The organism is Micromonospora sp. NPDC002296 (assembly GCF_040296145.1).
Taxonomy (GTDB): domain Bacteria; phylum Actinomycetota; class Actinomycetes; order Mycobacteriales; family Micromonosporaceae; genus Micromonospora.
In genome coordinates this window covers 1-23,165 of the sequence record NZ_JBEOWQ010000037.1, presented here as the reverse complement: position 1 = coordinate 23,165, position 23,165 = coordinate 1, and the positions used below count along the sequence as shown (strand labels likewise).

Genomic DNA, 23,165 nt, shown 5'->3' with positions numbered 1-23,165 from the left:
TTGTCCGACAACCGAAGATCAGGTCAGCGCCGGCTCGGCCAGACGGAGCAAATCGTCCGTCTCCGCCACAGCCGCCGCGAGCCGATCATTCTCGGCACGCAGGCGCGTGATCTCGAACTCCAGTGCCTGAACCCTGGACCGCAGTCGGGTGACCTCGTCGAGCAGACGCCGATCGGGCGCTGCACCTACGTGGCCGTAGAGGGCCTTCGCCATACTGACTCCTTGATATGCGCTGCCAGAAAGACCGGCCAACGCGCGCCCACTCGTTCGCGGCTGTCATTCCCAGCGATTCTGGGCATGACCGGGCGCGACTGGCGACACCTACATATTGAGCCGACAACCGCCATTCGTCAAGTTCCCGCAGGCCGTAGATCATCTCCACGTCTGCCGGTCCACTTGTCGGGGGCTGCCACCAGGCACGGACACGCTCTGTCCGGACGCGTTAACTGTACGCCTCGGATCACCGGAAGTGGCCATCCGTGCGAGCAGGATTCGCTTAACTCTTCCTTAGCCACGTTGCCGCAGCTCGCGCCGCACCCGTAGGTTCAGCCCGGTCCGCAACCGACCCGTGGAGGCGACAGGCGTGTATGGCCCGAACGACCCGAACGACCCGGAGGGCGCCCGGCGGCGTGAGGAATCCCCGGCCGGCAAGCCCGCCTGGCTGACCGACCGGCCCGAGCCGCGGTCGGCGTACCTGTTCGGGGACGAGCCGGACCAGCCGGGTGACCGGTGGGCCGCCGATCCGCACCGGGCGGGGCCCGACGACCGGCCATGGGCGCGGCAGCCCACCACCCGGTGGGAGCGACCGGGCGGCGAGCCCCGGCGGGAGGAGCCCACCGGCCGGTGGCAGCCCGCGCGCGAGCCACGACGGCCGGACGGCGAGCCGTGGCAGCCCGACGCCGAGCCGTGGCACAGCCAGCCGACCGAACCGTGGCACGACCAGCCGACCGGGCAGTGGCACAGCCAGCCGACCGAACCGTGGCACGACCGGCCCGCCGACGGGCCGGGGGACGCGGAGCGCACCCGGGTCGTGCCGGTCGTCGGGCCCGGCGCGTCGGAGGCCGGCGGGCCGCAGGCGGGACTCACGACGCACCGGGGAGGCCGGGCCGGGAACGCCCCGGCCGACGGCGAGGGGCGGCACCGGCCGGCCCGCCGGTTCCCGCGCCCGCTGCTGATCGGCGGGGCCGCCGCGGCGGCCACCCTGGTCGTCAGCCTCGGCGTCGGCGCCCTGGCCCTGCCGGGCGGGGACGACCCGCGGACCGACCCGGCCGCCGCCGACGGCCCGGTCGCCGCCGCGCCGGCCGACCCCGGCGCGACGCCCGCGCCGGCAGCCCTCTCGCCGAGCGCCGCACCCACCACCGCCCGTCCGTCGACCACGCCGAGCCGGACCGCCAAGCCGACGCCGACGCCCAGCCGGTCCACCGCCGCGTCGCGGAGCAACCACCGCAGCACCCCGGCGACGGCGTCCCGCAGCGTCGCCGGGACGGGCGTCAGCAGCCAGGCGCGGCAGGTCGTCGACCTGGTCAACGCCGAACGGGCCAAGGCCGGCTGCGGCGCACTGAAGATCAACAGCAAGCTGACGACCGCCGCCCAGGCGCACAGCCAGGACCAGGCCGACCACCGGAAGATGTCGCACGACGGCAGCGACGGCAGCGGCGTCGGCACCCGGCTCGACCGGGTCGGGTACGCCTGGCGCGCGTACGGCGAGAACGTCGCCTGGAACCAGCAGACCCCGGCCGCGGTGATGAACGCCTGGATGAACAGTTCCGGGCACCGGGCCAACATCCTGAACTGCTCGTTCACGGAGATCGGCGTCGGCGTGGCCACCAGCAACGGGCCGTACTGGACGCAGGACTTCGGCACCCCGCGCTGAGGCGACGAACGTGACCCGGGCGAGTCGTCGCCGGGGTCACGTTCGTTGCACCGGGTGAGGCCCGCCGAGGCGGTACGTGGGAGCGGCGGGCCCGACCGGGCGGCCGGGGGCCGCCAGCTCCCCGGGAGCTGCCGATGCGGATCCGGCTGCGCTCGCCCGGCCTGGGGCGTGGGCCGGGCCGGCTGCTGCGGTCCCTCGTCGCGGTGGCGCTGCTCACGACGGCGTACGGCTGCCGGGCGGACCTGCTCCCGCCGGGCGCGCCCACCCCGTGGCCGGCCGACTCGGCCCGGCACTGGCGGTGGCAGTGGCAGCTCAACGGGCCGCTCGACACCACGGTCGACGCGGACGTGTTCCTGCTCGACCCGGTGCGTACCACCGCCACCGAGACCGCGGCGCTGCGCGCCCGGGACCGCCGGCTGGTCTGTCAGGTCGCCGTCGGCTCGTACGCCGGGACGGACCCCGACGCCGACCGGTACCCGGCGGCGGTGCGCGGCGGGGCGGGCCTGCGGCCGGGCACCCGCTGGGTGGACGTCCGGCGGTGGGACGTGCTGGAACCGATCCTCGCCGACCGGTTCAGGCTCTGCCGGGGCAAGGGCTTCGGCGCGGTGGCGCTGGCCGACGCCGACGGGTACGCCCGCCGGCCCGGCCTCCCCCTGGACTTCGACGACCAGTTGCTGTTCAACCGGCGGGTCGCCGCGCTGGCCCGTACGCTGAGCCTCTCCCCCGGCCTGCTCGGCGACGTGCCGCAGGTGGCCGCGCTGGCGCCGGACTTCGACTTCGCGGTCGACGAGGAGTGCGTCCGGCTGCGCCGGTGCGCCAAGCTGCTGCCGTTCGCCGACGCCGGGAAGCCGGTGTTCCACGTCGAGTACACCGGCGACCCCACCGAGTTCTGCGTGGCCACGGTCGGGTACGGCTTCGCCTCGATGCGCAAGGACCGCCTGCTCGACGCGTGGCGGGCACCGTGCCCGGCCGCCCCATGACCGTCCGGGCCAGCACGACTCGGCACGTCGCTGTGTCCCGCCGGACCGTGCGCCCGGCAGGCGCACCCGGGGCCGGTCGCGGCGTACCCCCGGGGTGGTCCCGGCACGGCGACGCCGCCCCCGGGCGGCGGGAGCGGCGTCGCGGCGTGTGGCGCGTCAGCCGGTGGCGGCCGGGGTCGCGGCGTCGTCCGCCCCGCGCTGCCGGGGCACGCCGGCCTCCTCGGCGCTCAACGGCGTCGCCAGTTCCTCCAGCGACTTCCCCTCGGCCTGGACGCCGAGGACCAGCTCGACGATGCCGCCGACGATCATCACGGAGGCGCCGATCACGAAGGCGAGCACGGTGTCGCCGACCTGGCCGCTGCCGACCAGCTTCGAGAACAGCAGCGGGCCGGTGATGCCGCCGGCGGCGGTGCCGATCGCGTAGAAGAACGCGATCGCCATGGCCCGGGTCTCCATCGGGAAGATCTCGCTGACCGTCAGGTACGCCGCGCTGGCCCCCGCGGAGGCGAAGAAGAGCACCGCGCACCAGCAGGCGGTCATCGTGGTCGCGCTGAGCACCCCGTCGTGGAACAGCCACGCGGTGCCGAGCAACAGCAGGCCGGAGATGATGTACGACCCGGCGATCATCGGCACCCGGCCGACCGTGTCGAAGAGCCGGCCCAGCAGCAGCGGACCGAGCAGGTTGCCGACCGCGATCACCGCGAAGTAGTAGCCGCTGTTGCCCGGCGGCACCTCGAAGAAGGTCTCCAGGATCTGGGCGAAGCCGAAGGTGATGGCGTTGTAGAGGAACGCCTGCCCGACGAAGAGCGAGAAGCCGAGGACGGCGCGCTTCGGGTACCGGGCGAAGAGGGTCTTCGCGATGGTCAGGAAGCCGGTGCTGCGGCGCTGGCGGATCTCGAGGTAGCTGTCGGCGGCGTCGAGTTTCCGGCCGGTCTCCCGCTCCACCTCCCGCTCGACGGAGTCGACCAGCCGCTCGGCCTCCTCGCCCCGGCCGTGGATGAACAACCACCGTGGGCTCTCGGGCACGTGCCGGCGGACCAGCAGGACCACCACCCCCAGCACCGCGCCGAGGCCGAACGCCACCCGCCAGCCGACGCCGGTGGGCAGGCCGTTGAGCAGCGGCACGGTCAGCAGCGCGCCCAGCGCGGCACCCAGCCAGAAGGTGCCGTTGATGATGATGTCGATCCGGCCCCGGTGCCGGGCCGGGATCAGCTCGTCGATCGCGGAGTTGATCGCCGCGTACTCGCCGCCGATGCCCATGCCGGTCAGGAACCGGAACAGGAAGAACCACCAGGTGTCGAAGGAGAGCGCGGTCATCGCGGTGGCGACCAGGTAGACGCCCAGCGTCAGCAGGAACAGCTTCTTCCGGCCGAACCGGTCGGTGAGCCAGCCGAAGAAGAGCGCGCCGGTGCAGGCGCCGGCCACGTAGAGCGCGGCGGCCAGGCCGGTGACCTGGCTCTGGGTGATGTTCAGGCCGCTGCCCGGCTCGGCCAGCTTGCCGGAGAGGTTGCCGACGATGGTGACCTCTAGGCCGTCGAGGATCCACACCGTGCCGAGGCCGATGACGATCATCCAGTGCCAGCGGGACCACGGGAGCCGATCGAGCCGGGCCGGCACGTTGGTCCGCACGGTGCCGGTCCGCACGTCGGCGCTCATGGCCGGCTCCGCGGGGATTCGGGTTCGCCCGGGGCATCGGCGCGGTGGCCGGCCGCCGGCATGCGCTGTACGTCCATGGCGGCCCAGATGCCCCGCGGACCGGGCGGCTAATCCTGCCGTCGCGTCGACGGGACACACCCCGGGCGGCGGGGTCGGTCGGGCCGGTCCGGCCCGCCCAGGGTCACCCCCGGAGCGCACCCCGGGGCCGGGGCTGGCAGCGGGGACAGCTGTACGAGGAGCGGTTCATGAACGCCTCGCGGCGCATCGGCGTCCCGCACCGCCGGCACGGCTCACCCTCCCGGCCGTACGCGTTGAGGGCGCGGTCGAAGTAGCCGCTCTCGCCGTTCACGTTGACGTACAGGGCGTCGAAGCTGGTTCCGCCCTCGGTGATCGCCTCGCTGAGGACGTCGCGGACGTGGCCGAGGAGCCGCAGCGTGGTCGGCCCGGTCAGCGCGTCGGTCGGCCGGGCGCCGTGCAGCCGGGTCCGCCACAGCGCCTCGTCGGCGTAGATGTTGCCGACCCCGGAGATCAGGGTCTGGTCGAGCAGCGCCCGCTTCACCTCGGTACGCCGTCGGCGCAGGGCGGTGACGAAGGCGTCGTCGGAGAACTCCGGGTCCATCGGGTCCCGGGCGATGTGCGCGATCTCCCCCGGCAGTTCCGCCCCGCCCTCGGAGACCGACAGCCCGCCGAACGTGCGCTGGTCGACGAAGCGCAGCTCGGGGCCGTCGTCGGCGAACCGGAACCGGACCCGCAGGTGCAGCTCGTCGGCCGCCGTGGCCGGCTGGAGCAGCAGCTGGCCGGACATGCCGAGGTGGCCGACGATGGCGTCACCGCTGTCCAGCGGCAGCCACAGGTACTTGCCGCGCCGCCGCACGTCGCACACCGTCCGCCCGGCCAGCACGTCGGCGAAGTGCGCCGGGCCGGCCAGGTGGCGGCGGACCGCCCGGGGGTGGCGCACTTCGACGGTGGCGATCCGCCGGCCGGTGACCCACTGGGCCAGGCCCTGCCGGACGGTCTCGACCTCGGGCAGCTCAGGCACGGCCCGCCTCGTCGGCCGCTCGGGCGTCCAGCCCGCTGCCGCCGGCCGGGTCCGCGGCGGACCCGTTCGCCCCGTCGGGCGCGCGCGCCCCCACCGCCGCCGGCGTACCGGCCTCTCCGGCCGCCGACTGTTCGGTCGCCGCCCGCTCGGCGGCGACCCGCTCGGCCTGGGCGGTCAGCTCGGCGGCGTCCCGCTCGGCCTGGTCCCGCTCGGCCTGGGCGGTCAGCTCCCGCCAGGCGGACTCGGCGGCCCGCTGCTCGGCCTCCTTCTTGCTGCGCCCCTCCGCCCCGCCGTAGCGGTTGCCGGCGACCACCACCCAGGCGGTGAACGTCTTGAGGTGATCGGGGCCGGTGCCCTCGATCCGGTACTCCGGGACGCCCAGCCCCAGCGCGGCGGTCAGCTCCTGCAGGCTGGTCTTCCAGTCCAGCGCGGCACCCCGACCGGCCGACTCCGCCATCAGCGGATCGAACAGCCGGTGGATCACGATCGCGGTGGTGTCGAGGCCGTACTGGAGGTAGATCGCACCGAGCAGGGCCTCCAGGGTGTCGGCGAGGATGCTCGCCTTGTCCCGGCCGCCGGTGCTCTCCTCGCCCTTGCCCAGCAGCAGATACGCGCCCAGCCCGTCCGGGCCCAGCCCACGCGCCACGTCGGCGAGCGCGCGCATGTTCACCACGCTCGCCCGCAACTTCGCGAGCTGCCCCTCGGGCAGATCGGGGTGGTTGTGGAAGAGCGCGGTGGTGATCACCACGCCGAGCACCGAGTCGCCGAGGAACTCCAGCCGCTCGTTGGTGGGCAGGCCGCCGTTCTCGTACGCGTACGAGCGGTGGGTCAGGGCCCGCTCCAGCAGTTCCGGGTTCAGCGAGACCCCGAAGGCGGACTCCAGGTGGCCGACGGGGGCCCGCCGCCGCTTGTCGTTGGTCATGATGCGGTTACCTCTTCGTTCGCGACCGGGCGGGCCGCGCGCGGCGGGCCCCCCGGGGCCGGCGCGGAACACGCGGCCGGTCGGGCCGGGACGGGACGGGCGGTCACAGACTCACCTCGGTGTCGGTGGTGCGATCGGCGTGGTCACCGGGTTGGGCGGGGGTTTGCGGAGCACGACCGAGCAGCGCGGAGACCGTTTCGGTGGCCCGCCGACGCCATAGGTGGGCGGCCAGGGCGATGCCGGAGGCGACGTCGTCCCCCCGGGCCGCGCCGTGGCAGACGACCACCGTCCCGGCCACCCCCAGCAGGGCCGCCGCCCGTGGGACACCGCCGCCGGCGGGCGGCCCGCCGGCCATCGCGTACGCGCCCTCGATCGCCTTGAGCAGCACGTTGCCGGTGAAGCCGTCGGTCACCACCACGTCGGCGCGCGCGCCGGAGGCGATGTCGTACCCCTCGACGAGGCCGACGTAGCGCGCTCCGTGGGGCAGCGGCACGGCGGCGAGCATCGGATCGGCGGTGCGCCGCAGCCGGTCCCCCTTGCCGGCCTCGGTCCCCACGGACAGCAACCCGACCCGGGGCTCGGCCACCCCGTGCGCGACGGCCGCATAGGCCGCACCGAGCACGGCGTGCCGGGCCAGCGCGGCGGGGCCGGGTTCCAGGGAGCCGCCGACGTCGAGCAGCACCACCGGGCCGGCGACCGCCGGCAGGGTGGCCACCAGCGCCGGCCGTCGCACGTGCGGCCAGCGGCCGAGACCCAGTGCGGCGGCGGTGACGGTGGCGCCGGTGGCGCCGGCGGAGACCATCGCGTCGGCGGTCCCGTCGCGGACGGCGGTGACCGCCGCCCGCACGGTGCTGTCACCCCGGGCGGCGACCGGGTGATCGGCCATGCCGACGGCGGCCCGCACCGGCCGGACCGTGATCCGGGTGCGCTGCACCGGGTCGAGGGCACCGATCAGCCCGTCGGCGACCTCGGCGGGGCCGACGAGCAGGAGGTGCAGGTCCGGGTCGGCGCGCATGGCACGCAGAGCGCCGTCAACCACGACGGCGGGAGCGTCGTCCCCGCCGAGGAGGTCAACGGCGATCCGCACGGTGCCCGGCTCCACCGGGACGTCGGCCGGAACGGGCCGGCCGGCCACGGCGGGAGCCGGGGCACCGGGCGATCGCCAGGATGCACGCGCCACCCGACCTGGGGTCGGGGGCGTCACTCGGCGTCCAGGTCAGACCTCGATGACCTGGCGGCCGTTGTACGTGCCGCAGACGGAACAGGCGGTGTGCGGCAGCTTCGCCGACTTGCACTGCGGGCAGGCCACGGTCGCGACCACGGCCGCCTTCCAGTTCGCCCGGCGGGACCGGGTGTTGCTGCGCGACATCTTGCGCTTCGGGACGGCCACGGTTCTTACTCCTCTGTACGGGTCAGTTGCGACAGGCCCGCCCAACGCGGGTCGATCTGCTGGTGACTGTGGTCGGCCGGCAGATCGTCCCACTGCACCCCGCACTCGGGGCACAAGCCTGGGCAGTCCTCCCGGCAGAGCGGGTTGGTCGGCAGCGCGAGCACCACCGCGTCCCGCAGCGCCGGCTCCAGGTCGATCAGATCGTCCTGCATCCGGCCCACCTCGTCCTCGTCGGTCGTCTCGTCCGTGGTGCTGTCCTCGTACGCGTACAGCTCCTGGACGTTCACGGCCACCGAGTCGTTGATCTCGCGCAGGCACCGGCCGCACTCGCCCCTGACGAGACCGCTGACGGTCCCCGAGACGAACACGCCCTCGGACACCGACTGCAGCCTCAGGTCGAGGTCGAGGTCCGTGCCCTCCGGCACGCCGATCAACTCCCCGCCGAGGTCCGCCGGTGCCGGGACGACCCGCTTGACCGTACGCAACGCGCCAGGGCGACGTGGCAGGTCCCTCGTGTCGAGGACCAGCGGCGCCTTGGGGTTGAGTGATGAAGACGAGTGTTTGGGCATAGTCAGACTCCGGCCGGTGAGAGGCCGACAAAAAAGGTTACCTGGGCGACCGCCGGACCGTCGAACCGGGGGCGGCGCCCGACCCGTCTGTCGGCTGCTGAGGTGCCGCTCAGAAGGGTAGCGGGCGATCCGCCTCGTCCCCACCGAAGGTGCCGATCTCCCGCAGCGCGTGCATCTTGTCCCGGCCGCGCTCTATCGAGGCGAGCGCCCGGGTGAGGAACTGCTCGAAGTTCGCCAGCGCGGTGTCGACGTAGTCGTCGACCTCCTCGCGCAGCCGCTGCGCCTCGGCCCGGGCCTCGGCGATGATCCGGGCCCCCTCGTGCTCGGCCGAGACGGTGATCTCGTTCACCGACACCAGGCGGGCGTGTTCCGCCTCACCCTCGCTGATGATCCGGTCGGCCTCGCGCTTGCCGGCGTCCATGATCTTGTCCCGCTCCTCCAGCAGGACGGCGGCCCGGCGCAGATCGGCGGGGAACTCGGCGCGCATCTCGTCGAGGACGGCGATCATCTCGCCCCGGTCGACCATGCAGTTGTTCCGCGACATCGGGACGGAGCGGGCCTGCTCCACCATGGCGATCAGTTCGTCGATGCGATCGAGCGGGTCCACCGGTACCTCACTCCTGTCGTTCGTCGGCCGACCTACATGATGCGGGCTACGGCCGGGTTCCCGCTCGACCCATCATGTCGCGCCGGGGCCACCGCTTGCCGGTCCGCCCCGCCCGGCGCGCGTCGTGTCGCGCCCAACGGGGCCGAGCGGGCACGCGTAGGCCCGACGAATCGCCCGCAACGGGGCGATCCGGTGGCCGACGCAACGGATCGGGCGCGCGGGTCAGAGGGGCGGGGTGAGGCGGGACCGGAGGGCGTCGCGGACCAGGTCCGGGACGTGGGAGGAGATGTCGCCGCCCCACTTGGCCACGTCCTTGACCAGGCTGGAGGAGAGGAAGGAGTAGAGCGGGTTGGTCGGCATGAACAACGTCTCCACCCCGGCCAGCCCCATGTTCATCTGGGCCATCTGGAGCTCGTAGTCGAAGTCGCTGACCGCCCGCAGGCCCTTGATCAGCACACTGGCCTGCTGCGCCCGGCAGAAGTCGACCAGCAGGCCACGGAAGGACGCGACCCGCACGTTGTCGTACGAGGACGTCACCTCCCGGAGCATGTCGATCCGCTCCTCGACGGTGAACAGGCCGCTCTTCGACTGGTTCACCAGCACGCCGACGATCACCTCGTCGAAGAGTCGGGCGGCCCGCCCGATGATGTCGAGGTGTCCATTGGTGACCGGGTCGAACGAGCCGGGGCACACCGCACGTCTCATGAGCGGCGACCGTACCAAAGGGTGGTCTCGCCGTATCGACGGCTGCGCTCCCCGGTGACGCCCTGCACCCAGGCGACCGGGCCGGTCCGGCTGGACCGTTCCACCACCACCAGGGCGTCCGCCGCCAGCCAGTCGCCGTCGACCAGGGCGGCCAGCAGCTCGGTGACCTCGGCGTCGGACACGGCGTACGGCGGGTCGGCGAACACCACGTCGTACGGCCCGCCGTCCGGCCCGGCCGCCAGCACCGTGGCGACCCGGCCGGTGACCAGCCGGGCGGCCGGGGCGGCCCGCAACGCGGCGATGTTCTCCCGGACCACGCGGGCGGCCCGGGGATCGGACTCGACCAGCAACACGTGCGCCGCGCCCCGGGACAGCGCCTCCAGCCCGACCGCGCCGGACCCGGCGTACAGGTCGGCGAACCGCGTACCGGTCAGGTCGACGTCGGCCTGCACCGCGCTGAACAGCGCCTCCCGCACCCGGTCGGAGGTGGGTCGGGTGCCGGCGCCGGGCGGCGCGGCGATCCGCCGGCCGCCGAACGTCCCGGCCACGATCCGGGTCACCGCCTGATCCTGCTCATGCCCCGACGCTACGCGACCCCGCGTGCCGCCACGGTGCGTGCCGGGGGCGTCACGCCAGGATCACCGGGAGTGCATCAATGATCTCAAATTTATAACATCACTTCCGGAGGTTTCCGTGCGCTGTGCCGGCCGGCCCGTTCTCGCTAGGGTCTGCCGGGTGCCGGCCGCGTCCCGCCGGCCCACCGGCGCCGGGAGGCGTCGTCGCGGGCGCGCCGCACCCGGCCGCGACCGCTGACCGCCGTTGCCCCGCGCCGCACCCCTGATGCTTCTTTACCCCGGGAGTACGCGTGATCCGTCCCAAGCTGTCGCCACGACGGCCGATCGTCGTGGCCGCCGCCGCCCTGGCCGGCCTCGCCACGGCGTTCGCGGCGTCGTCTCCGGCGCTGGCCACCAGCCCGTCCCCGCAGCAGCCGGCGTCGCCGGCCACCCAGACGCCGTCGCCGAGCGCGCCCACCCCGCAGGCGGCCTCGCCCGCCCCGGAGGGGCCGACCTGCGTCAGCGCCGCCGACGCGCGGTACACGCACACCTTCCGCGGCAAGCGCGGCGAGGCCAGCATCACGCTGGTCAACGGCCCGCTCTGCGAGGGCGAGGAGCAGGCCTTCGCGCTGGTCTCGTACGTCGCCCCGTCGGCGAAGGTCGAGTTCCCGCAGTACGTGCTGAGCAAGTCGGTCGACAAGTTCACCTCCGTCGCCAAGGACGAGGTGGGCACCCGGTCCACGCTGAAGTTCAAGGTCGAGGTCCCCACCTGCTACACCCAGGTCGACTTCGTCTTCGGCGACAAGATCATCGACCCGCTGACGGAGAGCGACCTCTACCGCAACCGCAAGGTCGGCAGCCCCAAGGGCATCGGCTCCCATTCGAAGGGCCCGCAGGCCTGGTACAACGGCGGCAGTGAGACCTGCGAGGCCGCGCCCGAGGTGGTCGTCGAGTCCGACTGCCAGGGCAAGGTCACCTTCAACCTGATCAACCGCAACGGCAACGCCGCGGCGAACTTCGTGATCGCCACCGACAAGGGCTACAACAAGGCCGTCACGGTCGCCCTGCGCAGCATCGAGAAGGTCGAGCTGGACGCCGCTGCGGTGGACGGCCAGATCACCGTCACCGCGAACGAGAAGAGCCTCTGGACCGGCACCCAGCAGCCCCCGGCGGAGTGCCAGGAGCCCGAGGTCGGCGAGCCGGAGACCTCCTACGAGTCCACCTGCGACGAGCTGGTCCTGCTGGTCCAGAACCCGAAGAACGGCGTCAGCCTGACCTCGACCTTCACCCCGAGCACCGGCAAGCCGCAGACCGTCACCATCGAGCCGGGCACCAACAAGTCCGTGCGCTTCCCGGCCTCGAAGGGTCTGACCGTCGTCGTCACCGGCGACCTGGAGTCCGCCGAGCCGATCAAGTGGACCGCCCCGATCTCCGGCTGCGACGAGGGCGGCACCGGTGGTGGCGACCAGGACGGCGGCCTGCCGGTGACCGGCGCGGCGGCCGGCGGCATCGCCGCGGGCGCTGTTGCCCTGCTGGCGGCCGGCGCGGTGCTCTTCGTCGTCGCCCGGCGGCGGCGGATCCGCTTCACCTCCTGACCCACCGCCCCACCCCGGCCCACTGAGCTGACCGGGTCCCCCGAACCGCACGACCCGAGGGCGCGTCGACCACACCCGGCCGACGCGCCCTCGGTCACATCCGGACCGGCCCCCCACCCGCAGAGTCGCGCTCCTTCACGGATTCAGTGGCCTCCGGCGAGCACGAGGCCACTGAATCCGTGAAGGAGCGTTCGCGTGGAACACAGCGGGACGCGACGGGTGAGGCGGGGGTGGTCAGTCGGTGGTGAGGAGGTGGTCGATCAGGGTGTGGGCGACCGGGTCCTCGTCGTCGTTGGTCAGCACGACCAGCCGGCGGTCGGAGTCCGGCAGCCAGGCGACGAACGCCTTGAAGCCGAGGTTGTGCCCGGAGTGGCCGACCGACCGCTCCCCCGCCGACAGGCCGACGAAGCAGCCGTACCCGTACGCCTGCGACCCGAAGCTGGCCTGCGCGTACGCGGTGACCATCCGCGCGACCGAGGCGGGGGTGAGCAGCCGGGCGTCCCGCAGCCCGTCGAGCCAGGCCAGCAGGTCGTCGGCGGTGCACCAGACGTCACCTGCGCCCATGCTCACCGTGTCCAGGTCCCAGGAGGGCACCGGACGGCCGCCGGAGTGGCCCGTCGCCACGTCGGCGCGTCCCGCGCCGGAGCCGGCGAAGCTGCCGGTCATGCCCAGCGGAGCGAAGACCTCCTCCGCCAGGAAGTCCTGGTACGACCGGTCGGCGGCCCGTTCGACGGCGCGGGCGAGCAGGACGTAACCCGGGCTGCTGTAGTGCCAGCCCGCACCGGGGGCGAACAGCGGCGGGACCGCGCGGAACCTGGCCAGCAGCTCATCGGGGTCGATCGCGCCGGCCAGATCGAGCAGCGGGTACTCCGCCCAGTGCCCGAGGCCCGAGGTGTGGGTGAGCAGGTGGTGCAGGGTGATGGGCCGCCAGGCCGGCGGGCAGCCCGGCACCCACCGGTCGACGGGATCGTGCACGTCGAGCCTTCCCCGCTCGGCGAGGAGCAGGACGGCCGCGGCGGCCATGTTCTTGCTGATCGAGGCGATCTGGAACCGGGTCCGGCCGGAGCAGGGCTGACCGGTGGCGTCGTCGGCGAGGCCGGTGGCCTGCTCGACGGCGCGCCGGTCGCCTTGGGCCAGCAGCACCAGGCCACGAAGGAGAGAGGGGGTCGACATCGGCCGAGCCTAGGCGCGGACGCGTCCCCGGTGGGGGCCGCCGACGACCCTCCCGGCCGGCGAAGCCGCTCCTCCCGGTGGGCGGCACAACACTCCGCGCGGTGCCCCATCCGGAGTCGATCAGCCCGCCCAGGGCGGGATCAGCCCTTCTCCAGGTACTCCGCGCGTTCCTCGTCGACCAGGGCGGCCACCGAGGCGGCCAGCGCCGGGTGGCGTTCCAGCTCCGGGTCCTCCTCGACCAGGGCGGTCGCCTCGACCCGGGCGTCCCGGATCAGGTCGGCGTCGCGTCTCAGCGACAGCAGCCGCAGGTGCGAGCGCCGGCCGGACTGGGTGGCTCCGAGCACGTCGCCCTCGCGGCGCTGCTCCAGGTCCAGCTCGGCGAGCTTGAAACCGTCCGTGGTGGACGCCACCGCGTCGAGGCGCTCCCGGGCCGACGAGCCCTCGGCGGCCTCGCTGACCAGCAGACAGAGCCCGGCCGCCGAACCCCGGCCCACCCGGCCGCGCAGCTGGTGCAGCTGGGAGACGCCGAACCGGTCGGCGTCCAGCACGATCATCACGGTGGCGTTGGGCACGTCGACGCCGACCTCGACGACCGTGGTGGCGACCAGCACGTCCAGGTCGCCGGCGGCGAAGGAGCGCATCACGGCGTCCTTCTCGTCGGCGGGCAGCTTCCCGTGCAGGACGCCGATCCGCAGCCCGTGCAGCGGCCCCTCGGCGAGCAACGGGGCGACCTCGGTCACCGCGAGCGGGGGCCGCCGCCCGTTGTCGTCCTCGCGGGGCGGCTCCTCCTCCGACGCCGGTCCCTCTCCGATCCGGGGGCACACCACGTACGCCTGGTGGCCGGCGGCGACCTCCTCGCGGAGCCGGCGCCAGGCCCGGTCCAGGAAGGCCGGCTTCTCGGCGGCCGGCACCACGTGCGAGGCGATCGGCGAGCGCCCCTGCGGGAGCTGGGACAGGGTGGACGTCTCAAGGTCGCCGTAGACGGTCATCGCCACCGTGCGCGGGATCGGGGTGGCCGTCATCACCAGCACGTGCGGCGGCTGGTCGGCCTTGGAGCGCAACGCGTCGCGCTGCTCCACGCCGAACCGGTGCTGCTCGTCGACCACCACGAGGCCCAGGTCGGCGAAGTCCACCCCCTCGTACAGCAGGGCGTGGGTGCCGAGCACGATCCCGGCCCGCCCGCCGGCCACCTCGGCGAGGGCCTGCCGGCGGGCTGCCGCACCGAGCGAGCCGGTGACCAGCTCGACCCGGGTGGCGTCGTCGGCGGCGCCCAGCTCACCGGCCCGGGCGAGCGGGCCGAGCAGGTCGAGTATCCCCCGGTGGTGCTGGGCGGCGAGGACCTCGGTCGGGGCGAGCAGCGCGGCCTGCCCGCCGGCGTCGACCACCTGGAGCATCGCCCGCAGCGCCACCACCGTCTTGCCGGAGCCGACCTCGCCCTGGAGCAGCCGGTGCATCGGGTGCGGAACGGTCAGGTCGGCGGCGATCTCCGCGCCGACCGTCCGCTGGCCGGGCGTCAGCTCGTACGGCAGCCGGGCGTCGAACGCGTCGAGCAGCCCACCGGCGCGCGGCGGCCGGGCCTTCGCCGGCCAGGCGGCGGCTCGGAGCTTGCGCTGCACGAGGGTGAGCTGCACGGCGAACGCCTCGTCCCACTTGAGCCGGCGGCGGGCCCGGTACAGGTTCTCCTTGCTGGACGGCCGGTGGATCTCGCGCAACGCGGTGCCGATCCCGACCAGTTTGCGGTCGGCGCGGACGGTGGCGGGCTGTGGGTCCTCTGGCGGGGTGAAGGTGTCCAGCACCACCCGCACGCAGCGGGCGATCACCCAGGTCGGCACCGCCGCCGCGGCCGGATACACCGGGATCAGCGCCCCGGCGAACTCCTCGACCTCCTCGTCGACCGCGGCCTCACCGTCGCCGCCGTCGCCGAGCATGACGTACTCCGGGCCGTTGAGCTGCCGCTTGCCCCGGAACTCGGTGACCTTGCCGGCGAACAGCCCCCATCGGCCGGGACGCAGCTCCCGCTCCCGCCACGCCTGGTTGCCGAAGAAGGTCAGGGTGAGCACGCCGCCGGAGTCGTCCCCGACGGTCACCTCCAGCAGGTTGCCCCGACGCTGGCGCATCGGCCGCACGGCGGTTCTCTGCACCTGGGCCAGCACGGTGACCTGCTCGCCGACGTCCAGCGAGCGGATGTCGGTGTGCTCGCCGCGCTCGTCGTACCGGCGGGGGAAGTGGTGGACCAGGTCACCGGCGGTGTGCAGGTCGAGGTGCGCGGCCAGGGCCTTGGCCGTCTTGTCCCCGACCAGCTTCTTCAGCGGTGTGTCGACCGTGGCCGGCTCGGACGTCGTCATTCGACCCCCACCAGGAGCGGATAGTGCGGTTGGCCGCCCGGGTACGCCTGGACCTCCACGAACGGCCAGCGCCGGGCGACGTGCTCGCGGACGGCCTCGGCCAGCCCGTCGGGGGCGTCCGCGCCGGGGAGCAGGGTGACCAGCTCGCCGCCGCCGCCGAGCATCCGGTCGACCACGGCGGCGCAGGTGTCGGCCAGGTCGACGCCGATCAGGTGCACCTCCCCCTCGACCAGGGCGAGCACGTCACCGGGGCGGCACGGGCCGGCGACGGTCAGCGCCTCCCGGCTGGCCCAGCAGACCTCGGCGTACCGGCACGCGCCCGCGGCCTCGGCCATCGCGATCACGTCGTCGGTGAAGCGGCGCTGCGGGTCGCGCACGGCGAGGGCTGCCAGCGCCTGCACCGGCGACCGGGTCGGCACCACGCTGACCTTCACCCCCAGCGCGTGCGCCTCCCGCGCGGCGGCGCTCGCCACGGCCTGGGTGTTCGGGTCGTTGGGCAGCACCACCACCCGGGCCGCCGCCGTGGCCCGGATGGCGTCGAGCAGCTCACCGATGGACGGGTTGCCCGGCACCACCGTCGCCCCCTCGCCCTCGAACAGTTCCGCCATGCCGACGCCGGAGGCGACCACCACGGCCGCCCGGCCGTCCCGGGCCGGGGTCGGCGTGGCCACCTGGTCCGCGAAGCGGGTCACCGAGATCCGGTACGGCCGGCCGGCCTCCACCCCCGCCTCCACGGCCGCGCCCACGTCGTTGACGTGCACGTGCACGTTCCACGTGGTCGACGCCGCATCGGTGGCCCCGTCGCCCACCACCACCAGCGAGTCGCCGAGCCCGGCCAGGATCTCCCGCAGCCGGGTGACCGCCTCGGGCCCGGCGTCGAGCAGGAACTGCACCTCGTACGCGTACTCCGCCGAGCCGGTCTCCCGGGCGGCGGTGGCCGGCGGGCGGGCCTCGCGCGGGGCCGGCGCCGGCCGGGCCGGGCTCTCCCCCGTGATCACCTCGACCAGCGCGTCGAGCAGCAGGCACAGCCCCCGACCACCGGCGTCGACCACGCCGGCGCGGGCCAGGGCCGGCAACTGCTCGGGGGTGCGCGCCAGGGCCCGGGCCGCCGCTCCGGCCGCCTCCCGGGCGACGATGCGCAGGTCGTCGCTGTCCGCCGACTCGGCCGCCGTGGCCGCCGCCGCGACCACGCTGAGCAGGGTGCCCTCGACCGGGCGGGCGACAGCGGCGTACGCCGCCGCGGTGGCGTCGCGCAGCGCGGCGGCCAGCTGGCGGCCTCGCACCGCCGGCACGGTGGCCAGGGCGTCGGCGAAGCCGCGCAGGATCTGCGAGAGGATCACCCCGGAGTTGCCCCTGGCGCCGAGCAGCGCGCCGCGCGCCATCAGCCGCAGCGCGTGCCCGTGCGGGGTGGACCCGCCGTCGCCGACGGTGGCCAGGTCCATCGCCAGGGCCTGCTGGGCCGAGGTGAGGGTGAGCACGAGGTTGGTGCCGGTGTCACCGTCGGGGACCGGGTAGACGTTGAGGTCGTCGATCTCCCCCTGGTGCCGGCGGAGCGCGGCCAGCCCGCCCGCACACCAGCGGCGCACCGCGGCGGCGTCGAGGGTGTCCAGCACGGCGAGAAGCCTACTGGCGCGCACCGACACCCGCCCGGGCCGACCGTCCCTCTCCGGCGTGTCCACCCCGCCCGACCTCGACCCGCCGCCCAGCTCGCCGCCCCGCCGCGCGGACGTCCCCGCCGCGCGGCCCCGGCCTGTCGGGTGACCGCCTTCACAGCCGTCATGCTCGACAGGGGCCGGTTGGCCAGGCACGGGGGCATCGGGTAACCTGGCCAGGTTGCCCGGGCAGCGTCTGGCGGCGACCTCATGAACGTTTCAAAAAACCCAGGAGTATCCCGTGGCTAGCGTGTGCGACGTCTGTGGCAAGGGACCGGGCTTCGGCCACAACGTGTCCCACTCGCACCGGCGGACCAACCGCCGCTGGAACCCGAACATCCAGTCGGTGCGTACCCCGGCCGGTGGCGGCAACACCAAGAAGTTGCAGGTCTGCACGTCCTGCATCAAGGCCGGCAAGGTCACCCGCGCCTGACGCGGTAGCGCCGACCCACCCTTCGCCGAAAGCCGGCGGGCCCTCGGGGCCCGCCGGCTTTTCGTGTCCGCCCGCGGGGCGGGGGCACCGCGGGGGCGGGGGCGTCAGAGGGTACGACCGAAGGAGAGGCAGCCCGGGGCGTCCTGGTAGTACCCGAAGTTCGGGATGCACTCGTACCCGGCCGAGGTGTACATGGCGATCGCCTCGGGCTGCTTGTCCCCGCACTCCAGGATGAGCCGCTTGCGCCCGTGCTCGCGCGCCGACCGCTCGACGGCCACGAGCACCGCCCGCGCCACGCCTCGTCCGCGTGCCCCGGGGCTGGTGTACATCCGCTTCAGCTCCGCGGTGTCCCCGGTGTCGCCGTGGCTGCGCCAGCCGCCGCACCCCACCGGCTCCCCGGCCAGGTACGCGACCAGGAACGCCCCACCCGGTGGCTCGAACTCGACGGCGTCGACCGGGGTGTCGTCCCCGCTGCCTCCGTACCGCTGACCCAGGTCCGCCAGGGCGGCCCGGACGAGCCGCTGCGACTCCGGCGAGTCGAAGCGGGTCGCGCGGATCTCAATCTCACTCACCGGTGAAGGGTACGTCCCTGACCAGCCGTTACCGGAAGTGGTCCCAGCCGGTCGGCCCGGCGTACGGCACGCCGTCGACGGTCACGCCCCCGCCCTCGACCACCCGGCCGACCGGCCGCCACGGCGCGGGCAACGCCACCGCCGGGGGGAAGGTCGCGGCCAGCGCGTGGTCGTCGCCACCACCGAGGATCCACAGGTACGGGTCGACCCCGAGCGCCTGGGCGGCGTCACGCATCTGCCGGGGCACCTCGAAGGCGTCCCGGCGCACGTCGATGCCGACCCCGCTGGCGCGGGCCACGTGCCCGAGGTCGGCCAGCAGCCCGTCCGACACGTCGATCATGGCGGTGGCGCCGAGCCGGGCGGCCTGCGGGCCGGCCGGGTACGGCACCTCGGGCCGCCGGTACGCCTCGACCAGCAGCTTCGGGGTGCGGAAGCCCCGGGACAGCACGGTGCACCCGGCGGCGGCGTACCCGCTGCGGCCGGCCAGGGCCAGCACGTCCCCCGCCCGGGCGCCCGAGCGGACCACCGGGGCCAGCCCGCCCAGGTCACCGAGGGCGGTGACCGCGATCGTCAGCGTCGGGCTGGCGGACATGTCGCCGCCGACCACGCTCGCCCCCACCGTGGCCGCCTCGGCGGCCAGCCCGTCGGCCAGTTCCTCGGCCCAGGTTGGGTCCAGGTCCGCCGGCATGCACAACGCCACCAGCAGCGCGGTCGGGGTGCCGCCCATCGCCGCGATGTCGGCCAGGTTGGCCGCCGCCGCCCGGTGCCCCACGTCCCGGGCGCTGGACCAGTCCCGCCGGAAGTGCCGCCCCTCGACCAGCACGTCGGTGGACGCGACGACGCGGGCGTCCGGCGCGACCAGCACCGCCGCGTCGTCGCCGGGCCCCAGCAGGCAGGCCGCTCCCTGTGGCAGCCGGGCGGTGACCCGGTCGATCAACCCGAACTCGCCGACCCCGGCCACGCTCATGCCCGTCCCCCGTCGCGCCCGTACCCGCCGTGGGCCCGGAACCGTCCCACGCCCCATCCGCTGTCGCGCCCGTCGCGCTCGCTCACCGCTTCTCCTTGGCCACCGATAGGGATCAGACCTGGTCCGTAAGGTAGTTTCACCCTTCGGGCCGCCTACGGGCGGCGACGGACGGAGGTCGAGTCGTGGTACAGGCGTACATCCTCATCCAGACCGAGGTCGGCCGAGCGCGTGACGTGGCCGATCTGATCGCGGACCTTGCCGGCGTGGTACGCGTCGACGCCGTCACCGGCCCGTACGACGTGGTCGTGCTCACCGAGGCCAACACGGTCGACGAGCTCGGCAAACTCATCGTCAGCAACGTGCAGATGGTGCCCGGCATCACCCGCACCCTCACGTGTTCGGTGGTGCGCCTGTAAGTGGACGAGATCAGTTCCTCCCCCGACAAGAACGACAATCCCGACAGTGCCGACAGCGCCGGCGGGCAGGCCCCGGTCCCGCCGCGCCGGGACCGGGCCAACCGGAGCGCGGCGCTGATGGCCACGCTGATCGCCGTCCCGGTGACCGTGGCCGTCGCCGGGTTCACCTTCGCCAAGCTCGCCCCGGACCCCCCGGCCGCCGAGCCGGGCCCGGCGGCGACCAGCGCCCGGCCGCAGTCCACCGCGCCGGTCGAGATGGCCGCCCCGAAGCTGCCCGAGCGACCCGAGATCGTGTGCCGCGCCCTGACGTCGCAGCTCCCGTCGACCGTGCGGGGCCTGGGCCAGCGGCCGGTCACCGCCGGCCCCGAGCAGAACGCCGCGTACGGCGATCCGGCGCTCACCGTCGCCTGCGGCGGCGACGAGCCCACCCCCGGGTCCACCGACGACGTCTGGGTGGTCAACAAGGTCTGCTGGTACGGGGTCGAGGGGCCGGACGCGACCGTGCTCACCACCCTCGACCGGGAGACCGCCGTGCGGGTCACCGTCCCCCACGCGCACGGGTCGGCCCTGCAGTGGGTGAGCCCGATCTCCGACGTGGTGGTCGCCACGGTGCCCTCCGGCGGCACCGCGCCGGCCGGCTGCACGGGCTGAGCGCGGCCCGCACCCGGCCCCGCTCGGCGCGGGGCCGGGTGCGGGCTCAGTGCAGGCCTACGCCGCGCCGCTGGGCGGTGCGGATCAGGCGGTTGACCAGCTTCGGGTACTCCAGACCGGAGGCGGCCCACATCAGCGGGAACATCGACGTCGGGGTGAACCCCGGCATGGTGTTGATCTCGTTGAGGTAGACGTCCAGCTCGGGGGTGACGAAGAAGTCGACCCGGGCCAGCCCGGCGCAGTCCAGCGCGGCGAACGCGCGGACGGCGTACTCCTGGACCCGGCGGGTGACGTGCTCGGGCAGGGGCGCCGGGAGGTCGTACTCGGGCTCGGAGAGGTACTTCGCCTCGAAGTCGTACCAGGCGTGTTCGCCGCCTGCGCGCACCTCGGCCAGCAGGGACGCCTCGGCCCCGCCGCCGGCCTCGCTCTCCAGCACGCCGCACTCGATCTCCCGGCCGACGATCGCGCCCTCGACCAGCACCTTCGGGTCGATCTCCCGGGCGACGGCGACGGCGGCCTCCAGGTCGGCCCAGTCGTCGACCTTGGTGATGCCGAACGACGAGCCGGCCCGGGACGGCTTGACGAAGACCGGCAGGCCGAGCCGCCGCTTGTCCTCCTCGGAGAGGGTCACCCCGTTGCGCAGCACGGCGTACGGCCCGACCGGGATGCCCTCGGCGGCGCAGAGCTTCTTGGTGAACTCCTTGTCCATGGCAGCCGCTGAGGCGAAGACGTTCGCCCCGACGTACGGGATGCCGGCCATCTCCAGCATGCCCTGGATGGTGCCGTCCTCGCCGTAGGCGCCGTGCAGGACGGGGAAGACCACGTCGACGCCGGCGAGCACCTGGGGGCCCTCGGTCGGGTCGAGCACCATCAGCCCGTTGCCCGTCGGGTCGGCACGCAGCACGACGTCGGCGCCGGCCTCGGCGGTGATCTCCGGCAGCCGCCGGGCACTGATCGCCAGGTCGTCAGGGTCACCGCTGGTCAGCACCCACTTGCCGGCCCGGGTGATGCCCACGGGGACCACCTCGAACTCGTCCGGGTCGAGCGCGCCGAGCACGCTGCCGGCGCTGACGCAGGAGATGCCGTGTTCGGGGCTTCGGCCACCGAAGACGAGGGCCACACGGGTCTTGCCTGGGGTGGTCACTCGGTCACCCTTTCGTCCGCGACTGCGAGGCTGATGGCGCTCACCCGGTTGACCTTACTGTGGGTGGCGAGGCATGGATGCCGATACCCGGGGAGGGCGGCAATACACCGCAACCGGTCAACATTGCCTACACGCAGCGTAATCGCGTCAGCTCGGACGCCCGGGCGGCCGGCGGCCGACCGGCGGTCAGAGGCCGTAGCGGCGGCCGACCGCTATCACCTTCACCCGCTGCCGGCCGGCCCGCACCATGCCCAGCGCCATGAATGCGCCGGCGATCCGGTCGGCCGCCTCCCGGCTGCTCGCGCCGACCACCTGACGGCGCCGCTCCGGCGCACGCCGCTCGTCCCGGACGGGTCCGTCGACGGGCCGGACGTCGGTCAGCACCACCAGAAACCGGGTCACGGCCGCCCTCCAGCCCCACCCCACTCCGACCGGGCGGACGCCTGCTCCGGCTCCGCCGTGGTCGCCGCCAGGCCACCCGAACGGTCCCGGCACACGTAGGCCAGGCTCGCGTGGATCCACGCATCGTCGTTGTCGCGGAGCACCGGATGCGCGCACCAGCGGCACCGCGACACCCTGGGCCAGGAGGCGGTCACCGTCATGCGACTCCCTTCCGGTGCGTCCCGGGTGGCGGCACGCGGCGATCGGGTACGGGGGAGAAAACCCGATCGCCACGCGCCCCATCCCCTCCGGTCACTCACCACCGCCGTCGCCACGACAACCGGCAGTGAGGAACTGGTCACACATTGACATGTGTATGGGCGTGAATGCAACTCTCATCGGCGTTCTCTCATGTACAACTTCCCGGGGATGTGTGTCACCATCAATGCATGGCACCGAAGACCGCCCGGGCCCGACGGCTCGGCATCGCGCTGCGCGCGCACCGGGAGGCGGCCGGCCTCACCCTCGAGGCCGCCGCCGACGAGATCAACAGCACCCGGAGCACCCTGTCCCGGTACGAGAACGCCCAGACGCTGATCAACCCGGCCACGGTGCGCGCCCTGCTCACCCTCTACGGCGTGGGCGCCGACGAACTCGCCGCGGCCGTCCAGCTCGCCAAGGACGCCCGCAAACCGGGCTGGTGGGTGTCCTACTCGTACCTGCTGGACCGGCGGACCATCGACTTCATCGCGCTGGAGGCGGAGGCGAGCGGGATCGCCAACTTCGAGCCCTCGGTGGTGCCCGGCCTGTTGCAGACGGCGGACTACATCCGGGGAGTGATGCGGGGCGGCCCGCACACCCTCAGCGACGACCAGGTGGAGCAGCGGGTCCACCTACGACTCGACCGCCAGCAGCGGCTCACCGACGAGAATCCACCGATCCTCGACGCGATCATCGACGAGGGCGCGCTGCTGCGCCCGGTGGGCGGTGGGAGCGTGATGGAGGAGCAACTGCGTCACCTGCTCAAGACGTCCGAGCTGCCCAACATCACCGTCCAGGTGATCCCGCTGGCCGCGGGCTACCACCGGGGCACCCGGGGCTCGCTGCACATCCTGGAGTTCCCCGACCCGGAGGATCCGATCATCGCGTCGGTGGAGACGGTGGCCGGGCAGATGGTCCTGGACCGGCCCGGCGACCTGCGTACCTGCACCAAGATCATGGAGCATCTACGGACAGTCGCACTCAGCCCTGCGGCCAGCCGGGAAGAGCTCTTCCGCATCCTGAAAGGACGGTAGGACCATGACCCCGACGACGAGCGAGGCGCTGGCTGCGGCGCGATGGCGCAAGAGCAGCCGCAGCGGCGACGAAGGCGCCTGCGTGGAGATGGCGGTCGTGCCCGACGCGATCGCCGTCCGCGACTCCAAGGACCCGGCCGGCCCGGCGCTGATCTTCCCGCCGACAGCCTGGACCACCTTCGCCACAGCCCCGCCCCGCCGCTGACCGCCGCCCGGCCGGCCGGGGGGTCCCGCCCCCGCCCGCCC

At 73.9% G+C, this 23,165-nt stretch carries 24 protein-coding genes and 1 pseudogene; 8 read left to right on the top strand and 17 right to left on the bottom strand.

All coding sequences use genetic code 11. The features are described 5' to 3' along the window. Nucleotides 1-18: 18 nt before the first annotated feature. On the bottom strand, nucleotides 19-213 hold the full coding sequence (locus tag ABT023_RS23245; RefSeq protein ID WP_350888499.1) for a hypothetical protein: 195 nt from the start codon (nucleotides 211-213) through the stop codon (nucleotides 19-21). Between the two features lie 355 nt (nucleotides 214-568). Here ABT023_RS23245 and ABT023_RS23240 point away from each other — a divergent pair, with 355 nt between their 5' ends. Together ABT023_RS23240 and ABT023_RS23235 are read left to right on the top strand one after the other, a co-directional pair. After that, nucleotides 569-1,873, top strand: coding sequence for a CAP domain-containing protein (locus ABT023_RS23240; protein WP_350888498.1), 1,305 nt, complete (start codon nucleotides 569-571; stop codon nucleotides 1,871-1,873). Between the two features lie 134 nt (nucleotides 1,874-2,007). Continuing rightward, nucleotides 2,008-2,853, top strand: coding sequence for an endo alpha-1,4 polygalactosaminidase (locus ABT023_RS23235; protein WP_350888497.1), 846 nt, complete (start codon nucleotides 2,008-2,010; stop codon nucleotides 2,851-2,853). Nucleotides 2,854-3,009: 156 nt separating this feature from the next. Here ABT023_RS23235 and ABT023_RS23230 read toward each other — a convergent pair whose 3' ends face one another. The 9 genes and pseudogenes from ABT023_RS23230 to rsmD all read right to left on the bottom strand — a co-directional run bounded on the left by ABT023_RS23230 (nucleotide 3,010) and on the right by rsmD (nucleotide 10,301). After that, nucleotides 3,010-4,509, bottom strand: a complete 1,500-nt coding sequence (locus ABT023_RS23230) for an MFS transporter (protein WP_350888496.1) — start codon at nucleotides 4,507-4,509, stop codon at nucleotides 3,010-3,012. Between the two features lie 181 nt (nucleotides 4,510-4,690). Then, complete coding sequence (gene mutM / locus ABT023_RS23225; protein WP_350888495.1) at nucleotides 4,691-5,548, bottom strand: bifunctional DNA-formamidopyrimidine glycosylase/DNA-(apurinic or apyrimidinic site) lyase; 858 nt, start codon at nucleotides 5,546-5,548, stop codon at nucleotides 4,691-4,693. A 196-nt stretch (nucleotides 5,549-5,744) separates the two neighbouring features. Beyond that, nucleotides 5,745-6,470 (bottom strand): annotated as a pseudogene (rnc, locus tag ABT023_RS23220) (ribonuclease III); the annotation flags it as partial. A gap of 103 nt (nucleotides 6,471-6,573) precedes the next feature. Next, entirely contained in the window at nucleotides 6,574-7,572 is a 999-nt protein-coding gene (locus ABT023_RS23215; RefSeq protein ID WP_350888526.1) for a phosphate acyltransferase PlsX, read from the bottom strand. A gap of 114 nt (nucleotides 7,573-7,686) precedes the next feature. Further along, a complete protein-coding gene (gene rpmF, locus ABT023_RS23210; RefSeq protein WP_161687848.1) occupies nucleotides 7,687-7,860 on the bottom strand; it encodes a 50S ribosomal protein L32 in 174 nt (57 codons plus the stop codon). A gap of 5 nt (nucleotides 7,861-7,865) precedes the next feature. Continuing rightward, complete coding sequence (locus tag ABT023_RS23205) at nucleotides 7,866-8,429, bottom strand: YceD family protein (RefSeq protein ID WP_350888493.1); 564 nt, start codon at nucleotides 8,427-8,429, stop codon at nucleotides 7,866-7,868. 109 nt (nucleotides 8,430-8,538) lie between these two features. After that, the gene (locus ABT023_RS23200; RefSeq protein WP_350888492.1) at nucleotides 8,539-9,036 is read right to left on the bottom strand and encodes a hypothetical protein; all 498 of its coding nucleotides are present in this window, start codon (nucleotides 9,034-9,036) and stop codon (nucleotides 8,539-8,541) included. A 222-nt stretch (nucleotides 9,037-9,258) separates the two neighbouring features. Then, nucleotides 9,259-9,741 carry a pantetheine-phosphate adenylyltransferase gene (gene coaD / locus ABT023_RS23195; protein ID WP_350888491.1) on the bottom strand — a complete coding sequence of 161 codons (483 nt, stop codon included), beginning with the start codon at nucleotides 9,739-9,741 and terminating at the stop codon, nucleotides 9,259-9,261. Continuing rightward, nucleotides 9,738-10,301: a 16S rRNA (guanine(966)-N(2))-methyltransferase RsmD gene (rsmD, locus tag ABT023_RS23190; protein ID WP_350888490.1), complete on the bottom strand. Its 564-nt coding sequence runs from the start codon at nucleotides 10,299-10,301 to the stop codon at nucleotides 9,738-9,740. Before rsmD ends, coaD begins: the two co-directional genes overlap by 4 nt. Nucleotides 10,302-10,606: 305 nt before the next feature. Between rsmD and ABT023_RS23185 the strand changes: the two genes are divergently transcribed. Further along, nucleotides 10,607-11,890 carry a hypothetical protein gene (locus ABT023_RS23185; RefSeq protein ID WP_350888489.1) on the top strand — a complete coding sequence of 428 codons (1,284 nt, stop codon included), beginning with the start codon at nucleotides 10,607-10,609 and terminating at the stop codon, nucleotides 11,888-11,890. Between the two features lie 234 nt (nucleotides 11,891-12,124). Here the strand turns inward: ABT023_RS23185 and ABT023_RS23180 are convergent, their stop codons facing one another. From ABT023_RS23180 to ABT023_RS23170, 3 genes are all read right to left on the bottom strand, one after another. Continuing rightward, nucleotides 12,125-13,063, bottom strand: coding sequence for a serine hydrolase domain-containing protein (locus ABT023_RS23180; RefSeq protein WP_350888488.1), 939 nt, complete (start codon nucleotides 13,061-13,063; stop codon nucleotides 12,125-12,127). A gap of 140 nt (nucleotides 13,064-13,203) precedes the next feature. Beyond that, nucleotides 13,204-15,408: an ATP-dependent DNA helicase RecG gene (recG, locus tag ABT023_RS23175; RefSeq protein WP_350888487.1), complete on the bottom strand. Its 2,205-nt coding sequence runs from the start codon at nucleotides 15,406-15,408 to the stop codon at nucleotides 13,204-13,206. After that, the gene (locus tag ABT023_RS23170; RefSeq protein ID WP_350888486.1) at nucleotides 15,405-17,021 is read right to left on the bottom strand and encodes a DAK2 domain-containing protein; all 1,617 of its coding nucleotides are present in this window, start codon (nucleotides 17,019-17,021) and stop codon (nucleotides 15,405-15,407) included. The genes recG and ABT023_RS23170 overlap by 4 nt, the downstream gene beginning before the upstream one ends. 280 nt (nucleotides 17,022-17,301) lie before the next feature. Between ABT023_RS23170 and rpmB the strand changes: the two genes are divergently transcribed. Beyond that, entirely contained in the window at nucleotides 17,302-17,493 is a 192-nt protein-coding gene (gene rpmB, locus ABT023_RS23165) for a 50S ribosomal protein L28 (RefSeq protein WP_007456456.1), read from the top strand. A gap of 104 nt (nucleotides 17,494-17,597) precedes the next feature. Here rpmB and ABT023_RS23160 read toward each other — a convergent pair whose 3' ends face one another. Both ABT023_RS23160 and ABT023_RS23155 read right to left on the bottom strand, forming a co-directional pair. After that, entirely contained in the window at nucleotides 17,598-18,065 is a 468-nt protein-coding gene (locus tag ABT023_RS23160) for a GNAT family N-acetyltransferase (RefSeq protein WP_350888485.1), read from the bottom strand. 28 nt (nucleotides 18,066-18,093) lie between these two features. Further along, nucleotides 18,094-19,032 carry a thiamine-phosphate kinase gene (locus tag ABT023_RS23155; protein ID WP_350888484.1) on the bottom strand — a complete coding sequence of 313 codons (939 nt, stop codon included), beginning with the start codon at nucleotides 19,030-19,032 and terminating at the stop codon, nucleotides 18,094-18,096. 182 nt (nucleotides 19,033-19,214) lie between these two features. On the opposite strand from ABT023_RS23155, the gene ABT023_RS23150 reads away from it, so the two are divergent. Further along, entirely contained in the window at nucleotides 19,215-19,448 is a 234-nt protein-coding gene (locus ABT023_RS23150) for an Lrp/AsnC ligand binding domain-containing protein (RefSeq protein ID WP_161687828.1), read from the top strand. A gap of 9 nt (nucleotides 19,449-19,457) precedes the next feature. After that, the gene (locus ABT023_RS23145) at nucleotides 19,458-20,099 is read left to right on the top strand and encodes a DUF3515 family protein (RefSeq protein ID WP_502890742.1); all 642 of its coding nucleotides are present in this window, start codon (nucleotides 19,458-19,460) and stop codon (nucleotides 20,097-20,099) included. Nucleotides 20,100-20,145: 46 nt separating this feature from the next. On the opposite strand, the gene ABT023_RS23140 is transcribed toward ABT023_RS23145, so the two are convergent. Both ABT023_RS23140 and ABT023_RS23135 read right to left on the bottom strand, forming a co-directional pair. Beyond that, nucleotides 20,146-21,243, bottom strand: coding sequence for a D-alanine--D-alanine ligase family protein (locus ABT023_RS23140; protein WP_350888483.1), 1,098 nt, complete (start codon nucleotides 21,241-21,243; stop codon nucleotides 20,146-20,148). Between the two features lie 186 nt (nucleotides 21,244-21,429). Then, on the bottom strand, nucleotides 21,430-21,645 hold the full coding sequence (locus ABT023_RS23135) for a hypothetical protein (RefSeq protein ID WP_350888482.1): 216 nt from the start codon (nucleotides 21,643-21,645) through the stop codon (nucleotides 21,430-21,432). Between the two features lie 428 nt (nucleotides 21,646-22,073). Here ABT023_RS23135 and ABT023_RS23130 point away from each other — a divergent pair, with 428 nt between their 5' ends. Continuing rightward, nucleotides 22,074-22,919: a helix-turn-helix domain-containing protein gene (locus ABT023_RS23130; RefSeq protein WP_350888481.1), complete on the top strand. Its 846-nt coding sequence runs from the start codon at nucleotides 22,074-22,076 to the stop codon at nucleotides 22,917-22,919. A gap of 4 nt (nucleotides 22,920-22,923) precedes the next feature. After that, on the top strand, nucleotides 22,924-23,124 hold the full coding sequence (locus ABT023_RS23125) for a DUF397 domain-containing protein (RefSeq protein ID WP_350888480.1): 201 nt from the start codon (nucleotides 22,924-22,926) through the stop codon (nucleotides 23,122-23,124). Nucleotides 23,125-23,165: the final 41 nt, after the last annotated feature.

Bases quoted from the DNA above. Each gene is read 5' to 3' on its own strand.
- ABT023_RS23155 (WP_350888484.1), bottom strand. From the start codon at position 19,032: ATGAGCGTGGCCGGGGTCGGCGAGTTCGGGTTGATCGACCGGGTCACC.
- ABT023_RS23245 (WP_350888499.1), bottom strand. From the start codon at position 213: ATGGCGAAGGCCCTCTACGGCCACGTAGGTGCAGCGCCCGATCGGCGT.
- ABT023_RS23235 (WP_350888497.1), top strand. From the start codon at position 2,008: ATGCGGATCCGGCTGCGCTCGCCCGGCCTGGGGCGTGGGCCGGGCCGG.
- coaD (WP_350888491.1), bottom strand. From the start codon at position 9,741: ATGAGACGTGCGGTGTGCCCCGGCTCGTTCGACCCGGTCACCAATGGA.
- recG (WP_350888487.1), bottom strand. From the start codon at position 15,408: ATGACGACGTCCGAGCCGGCCACGGTCGACACACCGCTGAAGAAGCTG.
- ABT023_RS23125 (WP_350888480.1), top strand. From the start codon at position 22,924: ATGACCCCGACGACGAGCGAGGCGCTGGCTGCGGCGCGATGGCGCAAG.
- ABT023_RS23130 (WP_350888481.1), top strand. From the start codon at position 22,074: ATGGCACCGAAGACCGCCCGGGCCCGACGGCTCGGCATCGCGCTGCGC.
- ABT023_RS23205 (WP_350888493.1), bottom strand. From the start codon at position 8,429: ATGCCCAAACACTCGTCTTCATCACTCAACCCCAAGGCGCCGCTGGTC.
- ABT023_RS23230 (WP_350888496.1), bottom strand. From the start codon at position 4,509: ATGAGCGCCGACGTGCGGACCGGCACCGTGCGGACCAACGTGCCGGCC.
- ABT023_RS23180 (WP_350888488.1), bottom strand. From the start codon at position 13,063: ATGTCGACCCCCTCTCTCCTTCGTGGCCTGGTGCTGCTGGCCCAAGGC.